General features: G+C 70.3%; 20 protein-coding genes and 2 riboswitches. Of the genes, 9 read left to right on the top strand and 11 right to left on the bottom strand.

What is annotated here, in order from left to right; genetic code table 11:
* Positions 1 to 4 precede the first annotated feature (4 nt).
* A complete protein-coding gene (locus BJ970_RS07020) occupies positions 5 to 958 on the bottom strand; it encodes an N-acetylglucosamine kinase (protein WP_184725192.1) in 954 nt (317 codons plus the stop codon).
* A gap of 240 nt (positions 959 to 1,198) precedes the next feature.
* Here BJ970_RS07020 and BJ970_RS07015 point away from each other — a divergent pair, with 240 nt between their 5' ends.
* A complete protein-coding gene (locus BJ970_RS07015) occupies positions 1,199 to 2,041 on the top strand; it encodes an amidohydrolase family protein (RefSeq protein ID WP_184725190.1) in 843 nt (280 codons plus the stop codon).
* A gap of 167 nt (positions 2,042 to 2,208) precedes the next feature.
* On the opposite strand, the gene BJ970_RS07010 is transcribed toward BJ970_RS07015, so the two are convergent.
* Positions 2,209 to 3,258, bottom strand: coding sequence for an SIS domain-containing protein (locus tag BJ970_RS07010; RefSeq protein ID WP_184725188.1), 1,050 nt, complete (start codon positions 3,256 to 3,258; stop codon positions 2,209 to 2,211).
* A 503-nt stretch (positions 3,259 to 3,761) separates the two neighbouring features.
* On the opposite strand from BJ970_RS07010, the gene BJ970_RS07005 reads away from it, so the two are divergent.
* The 3 genes from BJ970_RS07005 to BJ970_RS06995 all read left to right on the top strand — a co-directional run bounded on the left by BJ970_RS07005 (position 3,762) and on the right by BJ970_RS06995 (position 6,948).
* Entirely contained in the window at positions 3,762 to 4,517 is a 756-nt protein-coding gene (locus BJ970_RS07005; protein WP_184725186.1) for a GntR family transcriptional regulator, read from the top strand.
* Between the two features lie 231 nt (positions 4,518 to 4,748).
* Positions 4,749 to 5,657 carry a hypothetical protein gene (locus BJ970_RS07000; protein WP_184725184.1) on the top strand — a complete coding sequence of 303 codons (909 nt, stop codon included), beginning with the start codon at positions 4,749 to 4,751 and terminating at the stop codon, positions 5,655 to 5,657.
* A 160-nt stretch (positions 5,658 to 5,817) separates the two neighbouring features.
* Complete coding sequence (locus BJ970_RS06995; RefSeq protein WP_184725182.1) at positions 5,818 to 6,948, top strand: S1 family peptidase; 1,131 nt, start codon at positions 5,818 to 5,820, stop codon at positions 6,946 to 6,948.
* A 64-nt stretch (positions 6,949 to 7,012) separates the two neighbouring features.
* Here BJ970_RS06995 and thiE read toward each other — a convergent pair whose 3' ends face one another.
* Positions 7,013 to 7,684, bottom strand: coding sequence for a thiamine phosphate synthase (gene thiE, locus BJ970_RS06990; protein ID WP_184725180.1), 672 nt, complete (start codon positions 7,682 to 7,684; stop codon positions 7,013 to 7,015).
* A 149-nt stretch (positions 7,685 to 7,833) separates the two neighbouring features.
* Positions 7,834 to 7,939: riboswitch (TPP riboswitch) on the top strand.
* Here thiE and thiO point away from each other — a divergent pair.
* The 3 genes from thiO to BJ970_RS06975 all read left to right on the top strand — a co-directional run bounded on the left by thiO (position 7,935) and on the right by BJ970_RS06975 (position 10,016).
* Positions 7,935 to 9,062 carry a glycine oxidase ThiO gene (gene thiO, locus BJ970_RS06985; protein ID WP_184725178.1) on the top strand — a complete coding sequence of 376 codons (1,128 nt, stop codon included), beginning with the start codon at positions 7,935 to 7,937 and terminating at the stop codon, positions 9,060 to 9,062. It overlaps the preceding riboswitch by 5 nt.
* Positions 9,050 to 9,250 (top strand): sulfur carrier protein ThiS, encoded by a 201-nt coding sequence (gene thiS, locus BJ970_RS06980; protein ID WP_184725176.1) that lies wholly within the window; start codon positions 9,050 to 9,052, stop codon positions 9,248 to 9,250. Before thiO ends, thiS begins: the two co-directional genes overlap by 13 nt.
* A gap of 1 nt (position 9,251) precedes the next feature.
* Positions 9,252 to 10,016: a thiazole synthase gene (locus BJ970_RS06975; RefSeq protein ID WP_184725174.1), complete on the top strand. Its 765-nt coding sequence runs from the start codon at positions 9,252 to 9,254 to the stop codon at positions 10,014 to 10,016.
* Between the two features lie 118 nt (positions 10,017 to 10,134).
* Here BJ970_RS06975 and BJ970_RS06970 read toward each other — a convergent pair whose 3' ends face one another.
* The 4 genes from BJ970_RS06970 to BJ970_RS06955 all read right to left on the bottom strand — a co-directional run bounded on the left by BJ970_RS06970 (position 10,135) and on the right by BJ970_RS06955 (position 15,781).
* Complete coding sequence (locus BJ970_RS06970) at positions 10,135 to 12,120, bottom strand: FUSC family protein (protein ID WP_184725172.1); 1,986 nt, start codon at positions 12,118 to 12,120, stop codon at positions 10,135 to 10,137.
* A gap of 171 nt (positions 12,121 to 12,291) precedes the next feature.
* Complete coding sequence (gene thiD / locus BJ970_RS06965) at positions 12,292 to 13,158, bottom strand: bifunctional hydroxymethylpyrimidine kinase/phosphomethylpyrimidine kinase (protein ID WP_184725170.1); 867 nt, start codon at positions 13,156 to 13,158, stop codon at positions 12,292 to 12,294.
* 97 nt (positions 13,159 to 13,255) lie between these two features.
* Positions 13,256 to 14,905 (bottom strand): phosphomethylpyrimidine synthase ThiC, encoded by a 1,650-nt coding sequence (gene thiC / locus BJ970_RS06960; RefSeq protein WP_221467067.1) that lies wholly within the window; start codon positions 14,903 to 14,905, stop codon positions 13,256 to 13,258.
* Positions 14,893 to 15,014, bottom strand: a riboswitch (TPP riboswitch). (Overlaps the previous gene by 13 nt.)
* Before the next feature lie 188 nt (positions 15,015 to 15,202).
* Positions 15,203 to 15,781, bottom strand: a complete 579-nt coding sequence (locus BJ970_RS06955) for a peptide deformylase (protein ID WP_184725168.1) — start codon at positions 15,779 to 15,781, stop codon at positions 15,203 to 15,205.
* A 332-nt stretch (positions 15,782 to 16,113) separates the two neighbouring features.
* Between BJ970_RS06955 and BJ970_RS37665 the strand changes: the two genes are divergently transcribed.
* Both BJ970_RS37665 and BJ970_RS06945 read left to right on the top strand, forming a co-directional pair.
* Positions 16,114 to 16,395: a DUF3263 domain-containing protein gene (locus tag BJ970_RS37665; protein WP_246471280.1), complete on the top strand. Its 282-nt coding sequence runs from the start codon at positions 16,114 to 16,116 to the stop codon at positions 16,393 to 16,395.
* Positions 16,395 to 17,030 carry a LytR C-terminal domain-containing protein gene (locus tag BJ970_RS06945; protein ID WP_184725164.1) on the top strand — a complete coding sequence of 212 codons (636 nt, stop codon included), beginning with the start codon at positions 16,395 to 16,397 and terminating at the stop codon, positions 17,028 to 17,030. The genes BJ970_RS37665 and BJ970_RS06945 overlap by 1 nt, the downstream gene beginning before the upstream one ends.
* 27 nt (positions 17,031 to 17,057) lie before the next feature.
* Here the strand turns inward: BJ970_RS06945 and BJ970_RS06940 are convergent, their stop codons facing one another.
* From BJ970_RS06940 to BJ970_RS06925, 4 genes are all read right to left on the bottom strand, one after another.
* On the bottom strand, positions 17,058 to 19,289 hold the full coding sequence (locus tag BJ970_RS06940; protein ID WP_184725162.1) for an AAA family ATPase: 2,232 nt from the start codon (positions 19,287 to 19,289) through the stop codon (positions 17,058 to 17,060).
* An 85-nt stretch (positions 19,290 to 19,374) separates the two neighbouring features.
* A complete protein-coding gene (gene pssA / locus BJ970_RS06935; RefSeq protein ID WP_184725160.1) occupies positions 19,375 to 20,328 on the bottom strand; it encodes a CDP-diacylglycerol--serine O-phosphatidyltransferase in 954 nt (317 codons plus the stop codon).
* Entirely contained in the window at positions 20,325 to 21,047 is a 723-nt protein-coding gene (locus BJ970_RS06930) for a phosphatidylserine decarboxylase (RefSeq protein ID WP_184725158.1), read from the bottom strand. Before BJ970_RS06930 ends, pssA begins: the two co-directional genes overlap by 4 nt.
* Before the next feature lie 562 nt (positions 21,048 to 21,609).
* A complete protein-coding gene (locus BJ970_RS06925) occupies positions 21,610 to 23,577 on the bottom strand; it encodes a M48 family metallopeptidase (protein ID WP_184725156.1) in 1,968 nt (655 codons plus the stop codon).
* Positions 23,578 to 23,631: the final 54 nt, after the last annotated feature.

The raw sequence follows: 23,631 nt of genomic DNA, 5'->3' as shown, positions 1-23,631 counted from the left end.
AGACCTAGCCGAGCAGGCGGTTGTGCAGGGCCGTCGGATCGGCGGTGAGATCCAGGGCCGCCAACCAGGCGGCTCCGGCCGCCCCGGAGCCGGCGACCCGCGGCTTTCCATAGCCCCGGTCCGCCAGCTCGGCGCGCAGCGCTTCGCCGACCGGGTTGCCCCGGGCGAGGAGCCCGCCGGCGAGCACGATCGGGCTGGTGTCGGCGGGGGAGCGGGTGGCGGCCACCGTGTCGGCGAGCACCCGCGCCGCGCGCCGGATGATGTCCTCGGCCGTTTCGTCGCCGACCGACGTGACCAGCGGTGCGAGCTCGGCGAGGTGGATCGGCGGGGCCGCGTTCACGGCGCTGATCAACTGCTTGCGTTGAGCGTCCGGTGCGTTCGGCAGGAGCCGATCGCGCACCGCCGCGGTGAGGCCGTGCAGCGGCTCGCCGCGGTCGAGCGCTCGGAGCGCGGCTCGGACCGCTTCGCGGCCCAGCCAGAACGCCGAGCCCTCGTCGCCGAGCAACCAGCCGTGGCCGCCGACGATCACGGCGATCCGATGCTGTTCGATGCGGGCCGCAATGGCCCCGGTCCCCGCGATCAGCACCGTCCCGCCGGGGGCCGAGGTCCCGGCTGCGAAGGCCACCTCGCAGTCGCTGATCGGGTGCTTCGGACAGTGCAGGCCCAACCGCGACCACTCGCGGTCGAACAACTCGCTGAACTCCGGGTCGGCCATCTTGCTGACCCCGGCCATGCCGACCACGCAGTTGCGCACCGCAGCCGGGTCGATGTCGCGCAGCGCGGCGCACGCGGCTTTGGCGATCTGCCGCACCGCTTCGTCGGCCGGGTGCGAATTCGGGTTTCCCCCGGCCGCTTCGCCGCTGCCCAGCACTCGCCCGGACAGGTCGCTGACTAGGGCCCTGCTGCTGGTGCCGCCGATGTCCAGACCGAGTACGAGCGCCGCTTCGTCGCAGTGCATGCGCCCTTTCTACCCGTCGTGGGCGCTGCTGGTCGTTCTTGCGGGCAAAACCGCCCTCGACCGTTCTCGCCGATCCTTGGCATCCGACGCGGCGAGCGGCTATACATCGATGCGTCGCGTGATCAGTCGGGGAGCGGAAACGATGGACGACCTTGCCGAGCCATGCCGAAGCATGTCCGATTTGGACAGTGCGGGTGAGGTTCCCGGGCGGGCCCATTCCGGCGCGAGCGGGGGAGTCCGATGACCGTCGACACCCACCACCACCTGTGGGATCTCGACGTCCGCGACCAACCGTGGATCGTCGGCGTCGAGATGGAACCGCTGCGCCGCGACTTCCGGCCCGCCGACCTGCAGGCCGCGCTGAAGGGGTCCGCGGTGGACGCCACGGTGTTGGTGCAGACCGTCGCCGATCCGGACGAGACACCCGAGATGCTGGTGCTGGCTGACACCGTGGACCGCGTCGTGGCGGTAGTCGGCTGGATCGACCTGACCGCGCGCGACGCCCGCGAGCGGATCGGCCGCTTGCAGACCCACCCGTCCGGCGGCTGGTTGAAGGGCATCCGGCACCAGGCCGAGGACGAGCCGGACCCGGACTGGTTGATCCGTCCGGACGTGCTCAACGGCCTGGCCGCGGTCGAGGACGCCGGCCTGGTCTACGAACTGCTGGTCCGGCCGCACCAGCTGCCCGCCGCGATCAAGGCGGTCGGCCAGTTCCCGCAGTTGACCTTCGTGCTCGACCACTGCGGGAAACCGGCGGTGGCCACCGGCGAGCTGGAGCCGTGGGCGAGCCGGGTCCGGACACTGGCCGCTTTCCCGAACGTGGTGTGCAAATTGTCGGGATTGGTCACCGAGGACGACTGGGCCCGGCAACCTGATCCGGTGAGGCTCTTGCCCTACGTGGACGTGGTGGTGGAGGCGTTCGGACCGAAGCGGCTGATGTTCGGCTCGGACTGGCCGGTGTGCACGCTCGCCGCCGAGTACGGGCAGGTCATGGACCTGGCCCGGCAGCTCACCGCGGGACTCGACGACCAACAGCGGACGGCGGTGTTCGACGCCACGGCGCGGGCGGTGTACGACATTTAGGGACCGTCGGCGCTACTGTCCGGCGCGCCTGACGTTTGCAGCTTGCTCCGTTCGGCGTAACCTGGCGATGCCCGCTTCACCCCGCCCCCTCGGTGAGGCGGGCTTTTACCTGTCCGGCCGCAAAAACGTGCATCGGTTTCGGTGGTCAACCGCGGGGCGCGCGATGCTCACCGGGTGCGGGTGACCTTCCGCAGCCCGCGCGGGTTGTCCGGGTCGAAGCCCCGGGCCAGTGCCAGGCCGAGGGCCAGTCGCTGGACCGGCAGGACCTCCAGCACCGGCGCCAGTTCTTCGGCGCAGTCCGGTACCGGAATGCGGTGCGAGGCGCGCACGTCGGAGGCGGCCGAGCCGATGGCGCAGACATCGGCGCCGCGGTCGTGCACCACGTCGAGCACTTCGCGCATCGCATCGCCACCGCGCCCGTTGCTGCACAACGCGAGCACCGCGGTCTCCGCGTCGACCGCCGCGACCGGTCCGTGCAGCAGGTCCGCGCCGCTGAAGGGGCGGGCCGAAAGGTAGCTGGTCTCGGCGAGCTTCAGCGCCGCTTCCGCCGCCGTGGCCAGCGAATAGCCGCGGCCGGTGGTGACCATCCGCTCCGCGAAGCGGTAACGGCGGACCGCGTCATCCACCGCGCCCTGGCCCGCCTCCAGGGTGCTGGCCGCCAGGTCGGGGATCGGCTGGGCGTTTGCACCGGTGCCGCCCCGGACCGCGTCGATCAGCAGGTACAGAGCCAACAGCGTCGCGCTGTAGGTCTTGGTTGCGGCCACCGCCCGTTCGCGGCCCGCGCGGATGTCCACCGACAACTCGGCGGCGGCGTTCAGCGGCGAGTCCGCGGTGTTGGTGACCGCGACGGTCAGCGCGCCCCCCTTGCGGCCGGACTCGGTGACCTCCAGCAGGTCCGGGGAGCCGCCGCTCTGGCTGACCGACACCAGCAGCACGTCGGTCAGGTCCGGTTGCGCGCCGTAGAGCGTGGTCGTCGACGGCGACGCCAGCCCGGCGGGCAGTCCGAGCAAGACCTCGATCAGATACTTCGCGTAGAGCGCCGCGTGGTCGCTGGAGCCGCGGGCGGCCAGCAGCGCGAAGCGTGGTCGGCGTTTCGCGATGTGCGCGGCGACCTCGCCGATCACATCGCGACCCGCGAGCAGATCGGCGAACACGGCCGGTTGCTGGGCGATCTCGTCGGTCATGTTCCGGCCCGGAGTGGCGGCGGCCTCGGTCATCGGGTCCGATCCCTTCACGTCGAGGTCTAGACCAATCGTACGTGCTCATCGATTCGTTGGCCGTGATGCACGCCACCATTCTCCGCTGAAAAGCATCGGGGAACACCGGCAAGGCCCCGAGTTGTCCGGGTGTGATGTCGCCGCCCGTAACCGGGCGGCTTGGCGATCGCGGCGACCGGCTCGTCGCGGGTAATCGGCGGCTGCGTGTGCGCGCCTGCTGGAGCAGTCCTCGTTGGCGCCGGTGGACGCGGTTTGGATCAGGCCAACGCGACGAAAATTGTGGCGCGAGACACGCGATGTCAAGACTTCTCGGCGCTAGTGTGCACGCACGCATGAGACCGAATAGGACCTCGGGCGTTGCTCGCCGCAGCGGAACCTTGGGCGTCGGCGGCGCTCGCACGGTCGACTTTCGGGCATGCTGAAGCTACTACTAGGACTTGGCAGGGCGGCTTCGACGCTTCGGGGAGCGGAACGGCGGCAAGGTTGCGGTGGCAGGAGGAAAGATGCTCGAAACGTCCGTGGCTGGCGGGGCGGAATCGCCCGGACGCGCACAACGTGAACCGAAGTACTGGGGGCTCAAGCAGCACCTCTTGGACATGCTCCGCTCGTTGCCTGCGGGTGCGCCGATTCCTACCGAGCGCTCGCTGGCCGCCGAGTTCGACGTCTCGCGCACGACGGTGCGCCAGGCTTTGGCCGAACTGACCGTGGAAGGCCGGCTGTTGCGGGTGCAGGGCAAGGGCACCTTCGCGGCCAAGCCGAAAGTCGCCCAGCGATTGCAGTTGAGCAGCTACACCGAAGACATGCGCGCCCAGGGGCGTCAGCCGACCTCGCGACTGCTTGAGGTTGTGGAGGAACCGGCCGCGGAGGAACTGGCTGGGCTGCTGGCGACCAAGCCGAGCGCGACCGTGTTGCGGTTGCGCCGGTTGCGGCTCGCCGACGGCGAGCCGATGGCCATCGAGACCACCCACCTGCCGCTGACCCGGTTCCGCGGGCTGACCGGTCGGCTGGAATCCGGGGGCTCGCTCTACCAGGTGCTCCGCGAGCACTTCGACGTCGAGTTGGGCCACGCCGAGGAGACCATCGAGACGGCGCTGGCCAGTCCGGAGGAAGCGGAACTGCTCGGCTCCGATGTCGGCCTGCCGATGCTGTTGCTGTCCCGCCACTCGTTCGACACCGAGGGCCGCCCGGTGGAGTGGGTGCGCTCGATCTACCGCGGCGACCGCTACAAGTTCGTCGCGCGGCTCAACCCGCCGGGCTGATCGGCTCCCGCCGCACCGAGCGGAAAGCTCGCCGTGGAAACCGATTTGCCCGATGCTTGCGCCGTTGCGCGGTCGAGATCGAAAGGCACCCGGACCGGGGCCCTTTCGTCCTTCCGGTCCGCGGCGTTACTTCGAAGTGGGAGTCCTCACGGTTTGGCAACGATCTGGAGAAAACCGCCGTGCTCCCCCGTTGGACCGTAGGGAGAGAGTGCGTTCAAGAGCGTGGGAGCCATGGTCAGGCAGAAGGCGGAATCCAACCGGCAGGATTCGGACGAGGAGGGGAAGAAGCCCAAGAAGGTCGACGTGGCACCGGCCCAGGTCGCTGGGGCGGCACTGGCATCGGTGACGGCGGCCTTCCTGGGGTCCCGGCTCGGGGTGGCGGGCACCGTGGCGGGTGCCGGGATGACGAGCGTGGTCATCACCGTCGGCGGGGCGCTCTACCAGCGATCACTTGAGAACGCGAAGGAAAAGGCGGTGTCCGCGGCCGCCAAGGCATCCGAGAAGCGGCTCAAGCGGACCTCCGTCGCGCGCTACGTGTCCAAGGACCGGAAGGTCGAAACGACGCGGCGGATCCACCTGGCACCCGGCATGCATTGGCCCGGTGGGGAGACGGTCGTAGACGAGGACCGCACGGCGAAGGTCGACACCGAAGCAGCCACCCGGAAGTTGCACGTCGCCGCGCTCGACCAGGCGACCGAGGTGACTGACGTGAAGCCGGAGCCCGATCGGCGCAAACGCCGGGTCCGGTGGGCGATGGTGGCCGCGAGCTGCGCGGCGGCGTTCGTATTGAGCATGCTGATCATCACCGGCTTCGAAGGCGTGACCGGAAAGCCGCTCTCCGGCGGCGAAACCGGCACGACGCTCGGGCAGGTGCTGCAACAAAAACGGCAGCCCACGCCGAGCGTCCCGACCGAACCGGCCAAGCCGCAGGAGACGCACAGCAGCAAGCCGCAGCCGTCCACGGAAGTGACGCCGACCGAGGAGCCGACGGCGCAGCCGACCACCGAGAACCCGGCGCCCACCCAGCAACCGACCCGGGCTCCGGCGACGGAGCAGCAGCCGAGTCAGGCGCCGGAATCGGGTGTCTTCGAGCAGCCCACCGAGACCGGCGTGTTGCATCAGCCCACTTCTGGGCGATAAAAAGCCAAGGTCAAGACGCCCGCGGTGCTACCTCGATCGAGTAGCAACGCGGGCGTTTTGGGCGCTATGGGGCGAAAGGGAAATGTGGGACTGCTGATGTCCTCTGATACTGGATCGGCGACGGGGGCTCTGAGATCCATTTCACAAAGGGAGACGTCAGATGAAGCGCAGACTCGCGGCCCGGATAGCCGGGACCGTGGCGTTGGCGACGGTAACGGTGGCCGCGTTGACCATGCCGGCGATCGCCACCGAACCCACGCCGCCGCCCGCGCCCGCGGCGGTGACCCTGCTTGACGCGATGCAGCGCGACTTCGGCTTGACCCGGGACCAGGCCCGCCAGCGGCTCGACCGGGAATCCGACGCCATCCGCGCGGACCATGCGCTGCGCGGTTCGCTAGCGGGTACCTACGGCGGTTCCCGTTATTATCCGGCGCTCGGCAAGCTCGTCGTCGGCGTGACCGACCAGGCCCGATTCGACGAGGTGCGCGTGGCCGGTGCCGAGCCCAAGCTCGTCACCTACACCATGGAGCAGCTCAACGGGGTCGTCGACAGCCTCAACGAGCACAGCCCGACGGCCCCAGGAGAGGTCTCCGGCTGGTACGTCAGCGGCGGCGAGAACGCGGTCGTCGTCACCACCGAGCCGGGCACCCGGGACCGGGCGGCGCAGTTCGTGCGGACTTCCGGTGCCCTCACCGAAGCGGTTCGGGTCGTCGAGTCGGCGGAGAACCCGCGCACCTACGCCGACGTCATCGGCGGCAACGCCGTCCACATGAGCAGTGGGTCCCGCTGTTCGATCGGGTTCTCGGTGGAAGGCGGCTTCGTGACCGCCGGGCACTGCGGCAGCACCGGCGACAGCACATCGCGGCCCGCCGGCCGGTACGCGGGCTCGTCCTTCCCGGGCAACGACTACAGCTGGGTCCGGGTCGACTCCGGCGAGACCCCACGGCCGCTGGTCAACCGTTATAACGGCAGTACCGTCGGCGTCGCCGGTTCCACCGAGTCCGCCGAGGGCGTCTCGATCTGCCGCTCCGGCTCGACCACGGGCTGGCACTGCGGTTCGGTGGAGGCCAAGAACCAGACCGTGCGGTACTCGCAGGGCACCGTGAGCGGCTTGACCCGCACCAGCGTGTGCGCCGAGCCCGGCGACTCGGGCGGGCCCTATCTCTCCGGGGACCAAGCCCAGGGGGTGACCTCCGGTGGCTCCGGCGACTGCACCTCCGGCGGCACGACCTACTTCCAGCCGGTGAACGAAATCCTGCAGGCCTACAGCCTGACTCTGCTCACCCAGTAACCCCGGATCGACCCCGGCCCCCGGCCCCGCCGGGGGCCGCGTCATGCCCGCGCAGGTCTCCGCGTCACGGTAGGCGGTCGCGGAGGTCGCGGGCCGCCGCGCGGGGATCTTCGGCTTCGGTGATCGCGCGGACCACGACGACTCGCTGCGCCCCGGCCTCGATGGCCTTGTCGAGGTTGTCCGGGCCGATGCCGCCGATCGCGAACCACGGCCGACCGTGCCCCCGGTGCTCCGCTGCGTGTTCCACCAGGTCGAGCCCGGCGGCCGGGCGGCCCGGCTTGGTCGGCGTCGTCCATACCGGGCCGGTGCAGAAGTAGTCCACGCCGGCCTCGATTGCCGCGGCGTCGGCCTGCACGACGTCGTGCGTGGACCGGCCGATCGCGATGTGCTCGCCGACGATGCGCCGGGCGATCTCCACCGGCAGGTCATCCTGCCCGAGGTGCAGGATGTCGGCCTCGGCGGCCATCGCCACGTCCGCGCGGTCGTTCACCGCGAGCAGTGCACCGTGCCGCAGACATGCCTCGGCCAGCACCTCCAGCGCAGCCAACTCATAGCGGGCCTCCAGCGGAGCGCCGCCCGGTTTCTTGTCCCGCAGCTGGATGATGTCGACCCCGCCGTCCAGTGCCGCGTCCGCGAACTCCGCGAGGTCGCCACGCTCGGTGCGTGCGTCGGTGCACAGGTACAGCCGCGCCTCGTCGAGGCGAGCGCGGATGCCGAAGCCGTCCAATCCAGGCATGTTCTACAGGGTAGCTTTTGGCGCCACAGTCGCCGGACCGCGCGCGTCGGTTACCCGACCGCGGGCTCGGGCGCGCTTGCCGGACTTGATCTTTGTGAAAAGTGCTCGACCTCGCCCCTGACGTCGAGATCCTCGCCCGGTACGGTGGACTCGGTGAGCACGGGAGTCCGGGCACCGGGCTGAGAGGGGGCGTTGGCCCCGACCGTCGAACCTGATCCGGGTCATGCCGGCGCAGGGAGCGTGGAGCTAGTTGTCTGAAGCACGAGAAAAGCACGTCGTCGTAGTGGGCGGCGGCGTCATCGGTATGTCCGTCGCCTGGCGTGCGGCCGCCGCCGGGCATCGCGTCCGACTCGTCGACGCCGAACCGGCATCCGGGGCGTCCTACGTGGCCGGCGGGATGCTGGCGCCCGTTGCCGAGGCATGGCCCGGCGAAGAAGAGCTGCTGGAACTGGGTTCGGAGTCGCTGCGGCAGTGGCCGGCGTTCGCCGACGAACTCGGTCGAGCGTCCGGATTGCCGTCCGGCCTGCGCGGTGCGGGAACCCTGGTCGTCGGTGTGGACAGCGCCGACCGGACCGAGCTGGACAACCTGGCCGACTACCTCGCCCGGCTCGGCCGCGCCGTTACCCGGCTGTCCGGCCGGGAGGTGCGGCGGCTCGAACCGTCGCTGGGTCCGGCGGTCCGTGGCGGGCTCGAAGTGCCGGGCGATCTCGCGGTCGACAACCGCCAGGCACTGATTGCGCTGCGCGCGGCTGCCACCGCAGTGGGTGTCGATTTCGTCGCCGCGCACGCGAAACGGGTCCGCCCCGGCGCGGTGGAGCTCGAGAACTCCACTGTGGACTGTGATGTCGCGGTGATCGCGGCGGGCGTGAACTCGGGTGCCCTGCATCCCGTGCTGCAAGACCGGATTCGCCCCGTGAAAGGCGAAATCCTCCGCCTGCGCGCGAGAGCCACGGCGCTGCCGCCGCCGAACCGCACGATCCGTGGCCCGGTGCGTGGCCGCCAGACCTACCTCGTACCGCGCGATGACGGCGGCCTGGTGCTCGGCGCCACCCAATACGAGGTCGGGTTCGATACCGAGGTCACCGTGGGCGGGGTGCGCGATCTGATCGCAGACGCCGAGCGGCTGATGCCGGGCCTCGCCGAATACCAGTTGGTCGAGGCCGCGGCCGGGTTGCGCCCGAGCACCGACGACAACCTGCCGGCGCTCGGCTGGCTGGAACCCGGCGTGCTGGCGGCGACCGGGCACCACCGCGGCGGCTTCCTGCTCGCCCCGGTAACCGTCGAAGCGGTGCTGGCGTTGCTGCGTGGCGAGGAGCCCGCCGCAGAGGTCAAGGCCGCCGATCCGAGCAGATGGGGTGAACAGCAGTGCTCATCGTGATCAACGGAGAAGCCCGGCAAGTTGCCGCCGACGCCACGCTCGCGGCGGTGCTCCAGGAATTCGGGGTGCCCGAGCGGGGCGTGGCCGTGGCGCTGGACGGCGCAGTGGTGCCGCGCGTCCTGTGGCCGGACACCGGATTGCGCCCCGATGCCACGATCGAGGTCCTCACCGCAGTGCAAGGAGGGTGACATGGACGACCCGTTGGTGATCGCTGGTCGCGAGTTCGGTTCGCGATTGATCACCGGGACCGGAGGGGCGACGAACCTCGCGGTCCTGGAGCGAGCGCTGATCGCGTCCGGAACCGAGCTGACGACCGTGGCGATGCGCCGCGCCGACGCCGGCGGGGGCACCGGAGTGCTCGACCTGCTGCGCAAGCTCGGCATCGAGGCGCTGCCCAACACGGCGGGCTGCCGAACGGCGGCCGAGGCCGTGCTGACCGCGCAGCTCGCGCGCGAGGCGTTGGAGACGAACTGGGTCAAGCTGGAGGTCGTCGCCGACGAGGACACCCTGCTGCCCGACCCGGTGGAGCTGCTCGACGCCGCGGAACAGCTGGTCGACCAGGGTTTTGTGGTGCTGGCCTACACTAACGACGACCCGGTGCTGGCGCTGAAGCTGGAGGAGATCGGCTGCGCCGCGGTGATGCCGCTGGGTTCGCCGATCGGCACCGGTCTGGGCATCCGGAACCCGCACAATATCGAGATGATCGTCTCGCGCGCATCGGTGCCGATCGTGCTGGACGCGGGCATCGGCACGGCCTCGGACGCGGCGCTGGCGATGGAACTCGGCTGCTCGGCGGTCCTGCTGGCGACGGCGGTCACTCGGGCCCAGGACCCGGAGCGCATGGCGGCGGCGATGCGGGCGGCGGTCGAGGGGGGCCGCCTGGCGGCCCTGGCGGGTCGAATCCCCCAGCGCTTCTGGGCCCAAGCCTCCAGCCCCGGCCGTCCCTTGGAGTGATCAACGACCGCGTAGCGGTTTTGGCGGTTTGGCGCGAAAACGACGGTTTCGGCGCGGGACGGGCGACGATTTGGCGCGAAAATGCCGCCCATCCCGCGCTGACAGCTCGTGGCGGACCTCAGCGAATGTGGAGGCGCTCCGGGCGGACGAAGGCGATCGTGTAGCTCTTCCACGGGTTGTCGTAGCCGAAGGTCCGGTCGATCGCCTGGCGCGCGTGCAGGGCGTTCTCCACCAGCGAGCTCGCCAGTAGCTCCGTCGCCGGAGCGCTGCCCTCCGGCACGTCCGGGATCTTCGCCGTCGGTTTGCCGCCCAACAGGTCGTCCACCGCGCGCAGCGCCGGAACCGCGACCGCCTGCTCGGCCTCCGGCCGGAAGGCGAGCGTTGCGACGTCCTGCCGCAGCGCGTCGAGCGCGATCGCCGCCGCCCGCGTCGCGCGGTCGTCGTCGGTCTCCTCACCGGTCCCGTCGAGCAGCGCAGGCATGCCCAGCAGATCTTGCGTGCGCCGCAACGCGAGCACGTTCGCCGCCTGCAATGCCGCAGGCAGATCGACGCCCTGGCCGGCGGCTCGCACACTGCGCAGCAGTTCGGACACCGACCACACCGTGGACCGCACCGCACCGCGCACGTCCGGCAGGATGCTGCTCGGCAACACCAGATAGCTGATGTAGCCGACGATGAGCGCGATCGCCGCGCCGACCGCGGTGTTCGCGGCGAAGCTGATGCCCACGTTCACCAGCGGCCGTTCCAGCCGCATCGCCTGATCAACGACGGTCACCACGATCAGGCAGCCCAGCAGCGCCTGGTAGTCGGCGCGCAGCCGCGTCATGTTCAGCAGCATCCCGCCGATCACCAGCGGCACCAGCAAGAAAGCGCCCGGCAGCAGGGTGATCAGCACCGCCAGCCCGGTCACGCCCAGCACCGCGCCACCGGTGCGCTCCAACGCGCCCGTCATGCTGTCGCGAGCGGCGGGTTGCAGCACCACGTAAAGCGCGAGCAGCAGGCTGGACGCCGAAGGGTCGCGCAGCAGCAGGACGATCACCATGCCGAAGGCGACCGCGAGCGTGCAGCGCAGCGAGTGCCGGAACAGCGACGAGCGGAACGAGAGGTGCGCGCGCACCGCACCGAGGAATCGTTCCCGTCGCGCACCGGGAGCCGACGGCGGCAGCGGGGTCTCGACGCGTCGCACCACCGCGGCCCGGATCCGGTCCAGCCCCTGGTTGATGCCCTGCACCGCATCCGGCAGGTCCTGCCGTCCGCCGCGCGCCACCACGGCCTGGGCCGGCTCGCGGCGGGCCGCCGCGGGCAGTCCGGTGCAGGCGCGGGAGCGCACCGCCCGGGCGAGTTCGGCGGCGACCTGATCGGCTTGCTCGACGATCTGCCGGAGCCGTTCGGCTTCGGTCCGATCGCTCTGCTGGGCCTGCGCGAGCAGGGTTTCCCGCGCCGCGCGGAACCGGGCCGCGCCCGCCAGCACCTGACCGAGCCAGGTGCTCGAACCGTCGGCACGCCATGCCGCTGCGGCGGATTCGACCACGCCCGGGCCGGGTTCGAGCAGCGTCCGGGCGACCGCCACGCGAGTCGCCCGGGTCGGATCGCCGAGGCCGATGATCACCCGGAGGACCAGCGCGAATGCCGCTCCGGCGGCGGATGCGGCCAGCAGCACCAGCACCGGCTGGTCGGAGCCGAGCCCGGTGGTGGTGGACACCAGCGTCGCGGCGGCGAAGGTCTGGCCGCCGATGCGGTAGTGCTCGCCGAGCGTGGGCAGCATGCCGCTGCCGAAGACCACGACCGCCACCGCGAGCCCGGCCAGCACCGGGGTGTTCATCAACAGCGGGCCGACGGTCATCGCGAGCACCAGCGCCGGGGTGAACCAGGCGAACCGGTGCAGGTCGGAGCGCAGCGACTGACCGCCGGTGGCGATCAGCGCGAGCACCGCGGTAAGGCCGGCGATCAGGGCCGGGGTTTGCAGCTCGAAGCTCCAGCCGATGGCGGTGCCGACCACCACGGCGGCGAGCACCAGCAGGGCGTATTGGCGCTGCCGGGGGTCTGGTGCCCCTGCTTCGGTGGTCAGTCGTCCCCGCACTCGTGTCCACACCGATTTAGCCACGCTGTTGCAAACCCCTGTCGTCGTCGTGCGCGCGGCGCGCAGCGAAGCGCCCGCCGCCGATTGGCCCGGTCTTGGGACTTACGCGCTTCTCAAACCTTATGTCGATGAGGCACGCCATTCGGGTTACAGATCCGGGATCAAAATCACTCTATTAGGGGGACTGTTGGGGGTTCAGAAGGAGCGGGGGCTGACGCGCCAGAACGTCGACACCGGTCCCACTCCGGCGCCGAGCGGGTACGCGTGCGACACGCTGCGGGTGACGAACCGCTTGCCGCTGCGCACCGCGTCGGGCATCGAAGCGCCCTTCGCCAGGGCCGCCGTGATGGCCGAGGCGAAGACGTCGCCGGCGCCGTGGGTGTGCACCGTCGCGTAGCGGGGCGCGGGCAGCGGGATCGCCTCGTTGCCGTCGAAGAGCAGGTCGACGCACTCCGGGTCGCCGGCCAGGTGGCCGCTCTTGATCAGCACCCACCGCGGGCCGAAGTCGAAAACGGCCTTGGCCGCGTCCAGCAGGTCCGCGCGGCTGCGCGCGTCGATCCCCGTCAGCAGCCGGACCTCGTCGAGGTTCGGCGTGACCAGCGTGGCGCGCGGAAACGCCTTGTACCGCAGAGCGTCCAGCGCATCCGGCCGCAGCAGCGGCTCGCCGCTGCGGGAAGCGGCGACGGGATCCACGACGAACGGCGTGCGCGCGTCGCGGCCGATGCCATGTTTGTCGCAGGCGTCCAGGACCGCCTCGATGGTGGCGGCCGAGGCCAGCACGCCGGTCTTCGCCGCGTCCACCCCGATGTCCGAGGCGACCGCCTCGACCTGCGCGGCCACGGTCTCCGGCGGGATCTCCACAAGTCCGGTGACGCCGACGGTGTTCTGCACCGTCACTGCGGTGACCGCGGTCATGCCGTGCACGCCGCAGGCGAAGAAGGTGCGCAGGTCCGCGTGCATTCCCGCGCTGCCGCCGGAGTCCGACCCGGCGATGGTCAGGGCGGTCGGCGGCGCGGTGTCGTTCGCGGGCCGAACTTCGTGCCCGGCCGAGGTCTCGTGCATCCGGTTCATGTTACGGCCCCGATCCTGCCGGGCATCCCTGGCGATTTCAACGGAAATCAACCCGCCGATTTCCCTTGAAATCGCCAGCCCCAGTGCCTTAGTCGGCGATGGGGAGGTACACCTTGCCGCCGGTGCCCGCGAACTCCGCGGACTTCTCTTGCATGCCCGCCTCGATCGCCTCGACGCTGGTGAGCCCGCGTTCCTCGGCGAACTTCCGGATGTCCTGGGTGATCTTCATCGAGCAGAACTTCGGCCCGCACATCGAGCAGAAATGCGCGGTCTTGGCCGGTTCGGCGGGCAGCGTCTCGTCGTGGAAGGCGCGCGCGGTGTCCGGGTCCAGCGCCAGGTTGAACTGGTCGGTCCAGCGGAACTCGAACCGCGCCTTGGACAGCGCGTCGTCCCACTCCTGCGCGCGCGGGTGACCCTTGGCCAGGTCGGCGGCGTGCGCGGCGATCTTGTAGGTGATCACGCCGGTCTTGACGTCGTCCCGGTTCGGCAGCCCGAGGTGCTCTTTCGGGGTGACGTAGCAGAGCATCGCGGTGCCCGCCTGGGCGATCATCGCCGCGCCGATCCCGGACGTGATGTGGTCGTAGGCGGGGGCGATGTCGGTGGTCAGCGGGCCGAGCGTGTAGAACGGCGCTGCACCGCACAGCTCCTCTTCCAACCGCACGTTCTCGGCGATCTTGTGCATCGGCACGTGCCCGGGGCCCTCGATCATCACCTGCACCTCGTGCTCGCGGGCGATGTGGGTGAGCTCACCGAGGGTCTCCAGTTCGGCGAATTGCGCGCGGTCGTTGGCGTCCGCGATGGACCCGGGTCGCAGGCCGTCGCCGAGGGAGAACGTGACGTCGTAGGCACGCAGGATCTCGCACAGCTCGCCGAAGTGCGTGTACAGGAAGCTCTCCCGGTGGTGCGCCAGGCACCACGCGGCCATGATCGACCCGCCCCGGGAGACAATGCCGGTGACCCGGTTCGCGGTCAGCGGCACGTAGCGCAGCAGTACCCCGGCGTGCACGGTCATGTAGTCCACGCCCTGCTCGCACTGCTCGATCACGGTGTCGCGGTAGACCTCCCAGGTCAGCGCGGCCGGATCGCCATTGACCTTCTCCAGCGCCTGGTAGATCGGCACGGTGCCGATCGGCACCGGCGAGTTGCGCAGGATCCGCTCCCGCGTCTCGTGGATCCGCTTGCCGGTGGACAGGTCCATCACGGTGTCGGCGCCCCACCGGGTGGCCCACACCATCTTCTCCACCTCCTCCTCGACCGAGGAGGTCACCGCGGAGTTGCCGATGTTGGCGTTAACCTTCACCAGGAACTTCTTGCCGATGATCATCGGCTCGCTCTCCGGGTGGCAGCGGTTGGCCGGGATCACCGCCCGGCCGCTGGCCACCTCGTCGCGGACCAGCTCGGGCGGCATGCCCTCGCGGGTGGCGATGTACTCCATTTCCCGTGTGATGACACCGGCTTTGGCCCAGCCGAGCTGGGTCCGGTGCTCCCGGCCGTCGGCCCATCCCGCCCGCATCCGATGAAGTCCACTGTGGACGTCGACGGTGGCGTTCTCGTCGGTGTACGGCCCGGAGGTGTCGTACACGTCGAGGTGTTCGCCATTGGTCAACTCGATGCGGCGGAATGGCACTTGCAGGCCGGACTCGGTGCCGCGGAACACCTTCCGGGAGCCGCTGATCGGCCCGGTGGTGATCTCGGTGCCGTTGTCGGACGCGTTCGGACGCACGTCGGCCACTGCCATCCACTCCCTACGCCGGCATTACCCGGTCAGGTTCATGCGGTCGGCGGCCCCGGAGTTCTCCAGCCGCCCTCTCAGCCCGCTGTTGGTGCGAGCTCCCGCGGTGTTGGTTTGTCGCGGCAGAGGCTAGCCGCATCGCTGTCGGGCTGCCAACCCCCCATTTGCCCGGATGACGGCAGCGCGGTGTGCCACTGCGCTCGTGACCAGGAAGATCGTAAAGCTTCCCGATTGCACATGTCTGCCGACAGGGTCGAGCGGCCCGAGCCGGACCTCATGCCGAACACCAAGGGTTTCTGATTACTACTCGCCTTCGGCGAACGGGTCGCCGACCTCCGCCGGGTTCCAGGACAGGCCGGGCACGCCCCAGCGGTTTCGCCTGATCATTTTCTTCGCCGCCCGCACGTGGCGGCCGACCAGCCGGTCCAGGTACACATAACCGTCCAGGTGGTCGGTCTCGTGTTGCAGGCAGCGGGCGAAGAGGCCGGTCCCCTCCACTTCGACCGACTTTCCGTCCACATCGGACCCGGTGACCTTCGCCCAACTCGCCCGGCCGGTCGGGTAGGACTCGCCGGGCACCGACAGGCAACCCTCCCAGTCCTCCTCCGGGTCCGGCATGGTCTGCGGAATCTCGGAGGTCGTCAGCTCCGGGTTGACCACCACGCCGCGGTGCTGGACCCCGTCGTCGTCTGGGCAGTCGTAGACGAACAACCGCAGGTCGACGCCGATCTGGTTGGCCGCCAGCCCGACTCCGTTCGCGGCGGCCATCGTCTCGAACATGTCGCCGACAAGGGTGTGCAGTTCGTCGTCGAACCGCTCCACCGGACGGGTGGGGGTGTGCAGCACCGGGTCGCCGACGACACGAATCGGGTGAACAGCCATGAGCGGGACTTTAGCGGTTTCGCCGCCCGGCCCGGCAAGGGCTCTTGCCTGCTGCCCGCCGGTGTGATCCGCTCACGCCGGGCATCTCGGCATGGTGTAATTAAGGAGGAATCACAGCCATGTGATTACGGCGAACCCGGGGAGTCCCGAATCGCGAGGCGAGGAGTCAGATGGACGCCGCCCAAATGCTGACCGCGCGGGAGATCGCTCGTCAGTGCAAGCAACTGGCGCGCCTGCAACAACGGCAGAATTCATCGGAATCGACATCCGGTCGGCGCCTGCGACTCGCCGAGCCGGTCACCCAGCCGATCGAGCGGATCGTCGAAACGCCGCTGCCGCCGCGGCCGTCGGTGCCCGATGGCGATCTCGATGACCGGGCCCGGGGCATCTTGGCCTTTGAGTCGCAGTGGTGGAAGCGGGAAGGCGTCAAGGAGCGCGCGATCCGCGAGCTGTTCGACATGTCGCCGTCGCGCTACTACCAACTGCTGAACGCGTTGCTGGACAGTCCGGCCGCCGTGCGGACAGACCCTATGCTGATCAAACGGCTGCGCAAGGCGCGGGCGGTTCGGCAGCGCGCGCGGGCCGCCCAACGACTGGGAATCGAGTTGCACTGATGACTTCAGGGGAACCGTCCACCGGGCCCACCAGGGCCAAGATCATCGGATACGGTCTGATCGGAGTCGGTGCGGTCGCGGGCGTCTTCGGCATCGCCACGCTGGTTTCCGGCGGTGACACCACGAACTCCGCCCGGCCGCTGCCCCCGGTCGGCAATCCGCCGCCGATCACCTCGGTGGTCCGGAACCCGCCCACCGAGACCGCCGTGGTGCCGCCCGTCGCCAGCGCGCCGCCGGTAGCCTCGCCGCCACCAGCCACACAGGACAGTCCGCCGCCCGCGCCGCCGCAAGGCACGCACAATCAGGACGTGCCGGTCGGGTCCGGCAATGCGACGGCCAAGATCGTGGTGCGGGTTTACAACAACAGCACCATCAGCGGCTTGGCGCACCGGGCCGCGGAGGACTTCCGGCGAGCCGGGTATGAGGTGCCGGAGATCGGCAACTACCCGATGGGGCGCATTCCCACCACGACGGTGTACTTCCGTCCCGGCACCGCCGAGGAGCGGCAGGCGCAGGAGCTGGCCGCCCGCTTCGGGGCGCGTGCCGAACCCCGCTTCGAAGGCATCCAGGACGCCACACCGGGCCTGATCGCCATCATCACCAACGACTACAAGGGCATCGCCAACACGAAGTGAACGGCCGGGATGTCGGCCGCGAACCGTTCATTGCTGCCGTGTCTTGGCGTAGGACTCCAGGGACGCGAGCTGTGCCGGGTCTAGGGACGGGCGGACCGCCTTGCGGGCGGTGGCCAGGTGGGCGGCGGAAACCTCGGCTGCGGAAAGGGATTCGCGCATCGCGGTGAGCGCCGCTTCCCGGATCAGGGCCGCGCAATCCGCTGCCGAGTAGTCGTCGAGTTCCTCGGCCAGCGCGGCGAGGTCCACATCGGACGCCAGCGGCGTGTTCTTCGCCGCTGCTCGCAGGATCGCTTCGCGGGCCGTCGCATCCGGCGGTGGGACGTAGACCAAGCGCTCCAGGCGGCCGGGGCGGAGCAACGCCGGGTCGACCAGTTCCGGTCGGTTCGTCGCGCCGAGCACGACCACGTCCCGCATCGGCTCCACGCCATCGAGCTCGGTCAGCAGCGCCGCCACCACTCGGTCGGCCACACCGGAGTCGGACGACTGCCCGCGACGCGGCGCCAGCGCATCTACCTCGTCGAGGAAAACCAAGGCCGGGGCGGCGTTGGCGGCTCGCAGGAACAGCTCGCGCACCGCGCGCTCGGACTCGCCGACCCATTTGTCCATCAGCTCTGCGCCCTTGACCGCCAGCACGTTCAGCCGCCCGCTGCCGGCCAGCGCACGCACCAGGTAGGTCTTGCCGCAGCCCGGTGGCCCGTACAGCAGCACGCCGCGCGGCGGCTCCACTCCGAGCCGGGTGAACGAATCCGGGTACTGCAACGGCCACAGCACCGTCTCGGTGAGCGACTGCTTCACCTCGGCCATGTCTCCGACGTCGTCCAGCGTCAGCCCGCCGGTCTGCAGATTGTCCGATGTGGACATCGAGATCGGCCGGACCGAGGACAGCGCGTCCAGCAGGTCCTGCTGCCGGATGCGGGGATCGGCGGTGTCGTCCCGGTGGCGCAACGCGGCGCCGACGGCCGCTTCCCGGCACAACGCCACCAGATCGGCGACGACGAATCCCGGGGCCCGCTCGGCGACCTCGGCCAGCTTGACGTCCGCGGCCAACGGCGCGTTGCGCAGCAGCACCCGGAGCAGATCCGTGCGGGTGGCGTCGTCGGGGAGCCCAAGGGTGAGTTCCCGGTCCACCAGGCCCGGCTCCCGCAGCCGGGGGTCGATCGCCTGCGGTTGCGAGCTGGTGACGACCAGAGCGAGCCGATCGGTGCCGATCGCGCCGCGGATCGCGTCGAGCGCCACGGTGGCCAGCGGCGGCGGCTCGCTGCCGGGTAGCAGGCTCTCGACGTCGGTCAGCAGCAGCACGCGATTCCCGCCCGCAGTGGTGGCGCGGGTGATCGCGTCTTGGAGGTGTTGGGCTGCGGCGCGCGGTTCGAGCGCGGCGATGCTGGGCGCGGCGAGTTCCACGAGCTCCGCGCCGATCGCGTTGGTCACCGCGCGGGCGAGGGTGGCTTTGCCGACTCCGGCCGGGCCGCTGAGCAGCACGCCGAGGCGCGGTTCGGCGCCGAGGCGCCGCAGCAGTTCGGGCTGGTCGAAGGCCAGCCGGAGCCACTCCGCCAGCCGTTTAGCGCTGTCGCGGGAGCCGACGAGGTCCGCGACCGGGACCGCCGGCTCGACTTGCTTGGCGTGCTCGGCTGGCTCGGTGGGTGCCGGATGCGGGGCGGCTGGCGCTGCTATCGGTGCGGATGCTGCTGCTGCCGCCGTCGCCCCGTTGCGCCACTCGACCACCGTGGAGGGTTGCACGGCTACCGCCCCGGGCGGCTCGGTGGCTGCGATGGTGATCAGTTCGTTGGTCCAGGTGATGCCGATGGCACTGGCGAGCTTGCGGCGTACCTCGCCGGCGTTCGCAGTGCTCGCCGGGGCGACGTCCTGCGGCAGCAGCGACACCGTGTCGCCGGTCTCGAAAACCTTGCCGGTCAACGCCAAGCGCACCGTCTCGGGTGCGACGGTGGCGCGCGCCAGCTGCGAGCCCGCGATGCTCACCCGCTTCGCGACCGCGACCTGCACGGGCGAGACGCCCACCTCGGCACCTTCGGTCAGACCCAGGTTCATCAACGCCACGTCGTCGAGCAGTAGCACGCCGGTCGGGGTGCCCGGGGCGGACGCGGCGGCCAGCGCCACGGTGACCCGGGCGCCGATGAGCTGCACGGCGTTCCACTGCCGCAATCCCAACGCGTCGAGCACCTCGGGGTGCAGGCGCACCACCCCGCGCCGGGTGTCCTTGGCGGACGGCGACAACCGAGCGGTCAACGTAATCGACGGCACGCCGCGAGCTTAACCGTGGTGGGGCCCATCGTGAGGTGGGTGATTTCAAGGGAAAGCGGCGGGTTGATTTCCCTTGAAAACGCCGTTAACGCGGTGCGCCGTCGTTCCGGCTGCCGTTCCGGCTGCGCCGCAGCTCCAGCCGCCGCCAGCTGCGCCGCAGGCCGTCCGGGTGGCTGTAGCGCCGGGACAGCCGCACGCGCCGTGCGGCACCCGCCACGCGGCGTCGCAGGGGCGGGCGCAGGCCGAGGCGACGCTGGGTGCGCCGCCGGATCGCGCGCCGCTCCCGTGGCGGCGCTCCCCACGCCTCCGGGTGCTTGGCCAGCCAGTTGTGCCGGTAGACCGCGTAGGGAATGTGCAGCAGGTAGATCACCAAGACGATGGCCAGCGAGATCAGCGGGAACATGATGACCCCCGCGGCCAGCAGCGCGACCAGCACCAGCAGCGGTGCGGCGGCCTTCGGCGGCACCTTGACGGTCTTCAGGGACAGCGTGGGCACTCGGCTGACGGCCAGCGCCGCGATCAGCACCATCCACACCATCACCGCGTTCTGGTTCGCCCACCAGCCCGGGTGGCCGAAGTGCGCGGTCAGGACCAGCGGCAGCAGGGCGAGCAGCCCCGCCGCCGGGGCGGGCACCCCGACGAAGAACTCCTTGGCATACAGAGGTTGTTCGGTGTCGTCGAGCAGCGTGTTGAACCGCGCCAGGCGCAGCACCATGCACACCGCGAAGATCAGCGCGACCACCCAGCCGGCCCGGTTGTCCTGCAACTGCCACGCATACAGCGTCAACGCCGGGGCCACGCCGAAGGACATCGCGTCGGACAGCGAGTCGAGTTCGGCGCCCATCTTGGAGGTGGCGTCGAGCAGCCGGGCGATCCGCCCGTCGAGGCCGTCGAGCACGGCCGCGACCGCGACCGCCGCGATCGCGCCGTAGAGCTGGGCGTTGAGCGCGAACTGGACCGCGGACAGTCCGGCGCACATCGCCAGCACGGTGATCGCGTTGGGCAGCAGCCGGACGCCGGGGGTGGTGCGCACGCTCATGAGGTGCGCTTCCCCTGCGGCAACTCGGCTAGGGCGGTTTCCCCGCCGATGGTGCGCTGGCCGGGCTCGACCAGGATCCGGCTGCCAGTCGGCACGTAGAGATCAACCCGGGAGCCGAACCGGATCAGGCCGTAGGTGCTGCCGGCCCGCAGCACGTCCCCTTCGGAGACGGAGCAGACGATGCGCCGCGCCACGAGCCCGGCGATCTGCACCACGGCGACCTGGGTGCCGTCGTCGGTGCGGATGACCATCGAGTTGCGCTCGTTGTCCTCGCTGGCCTTGTCCAGGTCCGCGGAAAGGAATTTGCCCGGCCGGTAGGCGATGGTCTCGATCTTGCCGCTCAGCGGGATCCGCTGGACGTGCACGTCGAAGATCGTCAGGAACGCGCTGATGCGGGTCATCGGCGCGTCGCCGAGACCCAGCTCGGCCGGCGGCACCGCGGGCTCGATGTGTGAGATCGTGCCGTCGGCGGGGGCGACGGCGAGGCCCTCGCGGCTGGGCGTGGTGCGCTCGGGTTCGCGGAAGAACCACGCGCACCAGGCGGTGACGATGCCGCCGAGCACGCCTGCCGGGCGCCAGAAGCGGCGCAGCAGGAGGGTCGCGATGGCGGCGCCGAGGACGAACGGGCGGCCTGCCGGGTGCATCGGCGGGATGGTGTTCCGGGCCAGCGTCGCGAGGTGCGCCAGCGGATTCTTCTTCGGTTCTTTCGCGGTGCTCATCGACGTGTTACGCCCCTGCGTCGGCGGTCATGGTGCGGCGGATGTGGTCGGATTCCCGGGGGGACGGGATGCCGACCGGTGCCGTCGTCGGTACAGCATCGCGGACGCCTCGGGTCAACCGACGCCAGGGGCGTAGTTGATCAAGAACAGCCCTGCTGACCTGCATTGATTCGATTCCCGGATGGTACCCGCCAGCGCGGCGATCATGTCACCCGTTTGCGTGAACGCGCGGCGGACCGCTCAAGACGCCAGGCGCATCCGACGAGAACCGAGACGGCGCCCGGATCGACGGGCCATAAAACGGGGACCGTTCGGCGTCTCCCCGTAGACGCCGAACGGCCCCTCATGCGGGTCCGTGCACCCCCCGACGGCACACGGTCCTCGGCATGTCCGCCCCACTGGCAAGCAGGAGTGGGAAATGCGGACGTCTGAGAGACGTAGTTGATCGACGATTCGTTACGTGGTTTCGAGTGTAATTGAGTTCACAAAAAACCCGTAGCCGCTAATGGAGTACATTAGCCAGCCGTTGCATTACTTAGCGTTATCGGGTCTCGATGCTTTCTCACTCGTTCGCGCTAGTGGGATCGTCCAAATTCATCCGGGCTCCCATCAGCTCGCCCAGGCCGCGGTACGGATCGCCGTGTTCCACGCCGTCGGCCGTGCTGCGCAGCACCAGCTCGCAGCTGCCGTCCTCACCGCCCAGCACGATCGTGTCATCCAGCTCCGACACCGCGTACTCGTCCAGGTACAGCTCCAGCGACAGCGACCAGCCCCCGCGGTCCTGGTCCAGCAGGGCGCTGGCCACGTCCCGGCTGTCCACCCACTGCGCGCCGGGTCGCTCCCGGAGTTCGCCGATCGGCGTCGCGGCCAGCTCGGCGAGCTGTTCCTGCTCGGCCTTGCGGAACCGGGCGAGGGTGCCGGCCAGCAGCCGTTTGGTGGTGCTGGCCGAGCTGGGCAGCAGCACCAGGCCGCGATCGGTGACCAGCAGGTCGTAGTTGCCGCCGGGACACTGCACCGGGCTGACGATCCCGGCCAGCGCGGGCTCGGGTTCCGCGGCGGGGCGGCGGGCGTGGGTCAGCGGCACGCCGAGTTCGACCAGGGTCCGGTGCAGTCCCGGGATCAGCCGGGGATCGGCCACCGCCGGCCGGACCAGCCGGTCCGGGTCCAGCGGGTGCCCATTGGCCAGCCGCACCGTCGACGGGCCGCCCCAGTCCAGCTCGTGGTGCGCCCGCCGGGCGCAGATCAGGGCGTCCACCACCGCGCAGCCGAGCAGGTCGGTCAAGGTGTCGACGGCGGCCTGCTCGATGCGTTCCGGGGACAGGCCTGGGTTGAGCACCGGGTTGACCAGGTCGTGGCCCTCGCCGCGGTGGATGGCGGGCAGGATGCTGAGGATCGTCGGCTCCACCGGCAGCCCGCTTTGTGCCGCGGCCGAACTCAGCAGCGCGGCTCGCTCAGCGACGTGCGCGGCGCCCGCCAGCCGCGCCAACTCCGGCCACCCCAACCGACGCTTGAGGCCGTCGATCATCAGGCGGTCTTCGAGCAGAGGCACGCTCTTGCGCGGGTTGCGCAGCATGGCGAACGCGGGCCGCTCGTCGAGGTCGCCTTGGGCGCCCTTGATGCGCTTCATCGCATCGATGCGCACGCGCGCGGGCGGGTGCGTGCGGCTGCCGTCCTGCTGCTCGGCGATGGTCCGCTTGACCCGTTCGGCGAGCTGCGGTTTGCGCACCGGGTGCTCCATGAAGGAGCGGAATCCCAGCAGCACGTCCGGCGCGTGGCCGACCGCCTTGGCCATGCTGAGGTACTGGTCGGCGTACTCCTGCCACCCGATCTCGATGGCGATCGCCTTGCGCAGGGCGGTGACGGCCGCGCGGTTGCCGGCCTCCCGGACCGCGATGGCGTCGGCGGCGAACTCCAGGTCATGGCCGGTGGTGGCCGCTATCGCGGTGAACAGCCGGGCGTAGCCGGTGAACAGGCATTTGACGGGGCCGCCGGTGAGGCGGGAGACGGTGCGTTCGACGCTCGCCGACGCGCGGTATGCCGTCGCGATCAACCGGTTGCGACCGGTCAGGCGGCCTAGCTTGTGCGCCACGACGGCCCGCAGCTCGCTGACGTTGAGCGCGGCCAGCAACGGCAGCCCGAGCTCCAGGTAGCGAGTGCGGGTCCGCAGGCCGAGCAGCGCGGTGTCCTCGCGGATGGCCGCGTTCGGCTCGGAAGTGATGCGGATTTGGTGCGGCGCCGGGGCATCGGCATCGGCGGCGATCGACTCCACCATGCGCCACAGCCGCGGCTGTTCGTCGTGGTCCAGCCCGACGCCGCGCGGCCGGATCCGGGTGCGCAGCACGGCGCGTAACCCGATCGCGAACAGTGCGCCGACCACGACTGCCGCCAGCGCGGCCTTCAACCCGCTGCCTTGGTCGTATCGGAAGGTGAACGCCGCGATCGCGAGCAGTCCGAGGACCAGCGCGATCGGCGCGATGAAGAAGCCTATGTGCAACGCCAGCGCCAGGGCGGCGCGCCAGGGGCCACGCACGGTGTAGAACTCCGGGGGGTTGGTCGGAACGGTGGTGCAGGCTTGGTGACGGCA

Origin of the sequence: Saccharopolyspora phatthalungensis, assembly GCF_014203395.1 — a bacterium.
Lineage (GTDB): Bacteria > Actinomycetota > Actinomycetes > Mycobacteriales > Pseudonocardiaceae > Saccharopolyspora > Saccharopolyspora phatthalungensis.
This window is presented reverse-complemented; position numbering and strand designations above follow the sequence as displayed.

Excerpts from the sequence above, each read along its gene's own strand:
- thiD (WP_184725170.1), bottom strand. The coding sequence starts at position 13,158 with ATGCACGAGACCTCGGCCGGGCACGAAGTTCGGCCCGCGAACGACACC.
- BJ970_RS06945 (WP_184725164.1), top strand. The coding sequence starts at position 16,395 with ATGACTTCAGGGGAACCGTCCACCGGGCCCACCAGGGCCAAGATCATC.
- BJ970_RS06930 (WP_184725158.1), bottom strand. The coding sequence starts at position 21,047 with ATGAGCACCGCGAAAGAACCGAAGAAGAATCCGCTGGCGCACCTCGCG.
- BJ970_RS07020 (WP_184725192.1), bottom strand. The coding sequence starts at position 958 with ATGCACTGCGACGAAGCGGCGCTCGTACTCGGTCTGGACATCGGCGGC.
- BJ970_RS06995 (WP_184725182.1), top strand. The coding sequence starts at position 5,818 with ATGAAGCGCAGACTCGCGGCCCGGATAGCCGGGACCGTGGCGTTGGCG.
- BJ970_RS07010 (WP_184725188.1), bottom strand. The coding sequence starts at position 3,258 with ATGACCGAGGCCGCCGCCACTCCGGGCCGGAACATGACCGACGAGATC.
- BJ970_RS07005 (WP_184725186.1), top strand. The coding sequence starts at position 3,762 with ATGCTCGAAACGTCCGTGGCTGGCGGGGCGGAATCGCCCGGACGCGCA.
- pssA (WP_184725160.1), bottom strand. The coding sequence starts at position 20,328 with ATGAGCGTGCGCACCACCCCCGGCGTCCGGCTGCTGCCCAACGCGATC.
- thiC (WP_221467067.1), bottom strand. The coding sequence starts at position 14,905 with ATGGCAGTGGCCGACGTGCGTCCGAACGCGTCCGACAACGGCACCGAG.
- BJ970_RS07000 (WP_184725184.1), top strand. The coding sequence starts at position 4,749 with ATGGTCAGGCAGAAGGCGGAATCCAACCGGCAGGATTCGGACGAGGAG.
- BJ970_RS06955 (WP_184725168.1), bottom strand. The coding sequence starts at position 15,781 with ATGGCTGTTCACCCGATTCGTGTCGTCGGCGACCCGGTGCTGCACACC.
- BJ970_RS07015 (WP_184725190.1), top strand. The coding sequence starts at position 1,199 with ATGACCGTCGACACCCACCACCACCTGTGGGATCTCGACGTCCGCGAC.
- BJ970_RS06975 (WP_184725174.1), top strand. The coding sequence starts at position 9,252 with ATGGACGACCCGTTGGTGATCGCTGGTCGCGAGTTCGGTTCGCGATTG.
- thiE (WP_184725180.1), bottom strand. The coding sequence starts at position 7,684 with ATGCCTGGATTGGACGGCTTCGGCATCCGCGCTCGCCTCGACGAGGCG.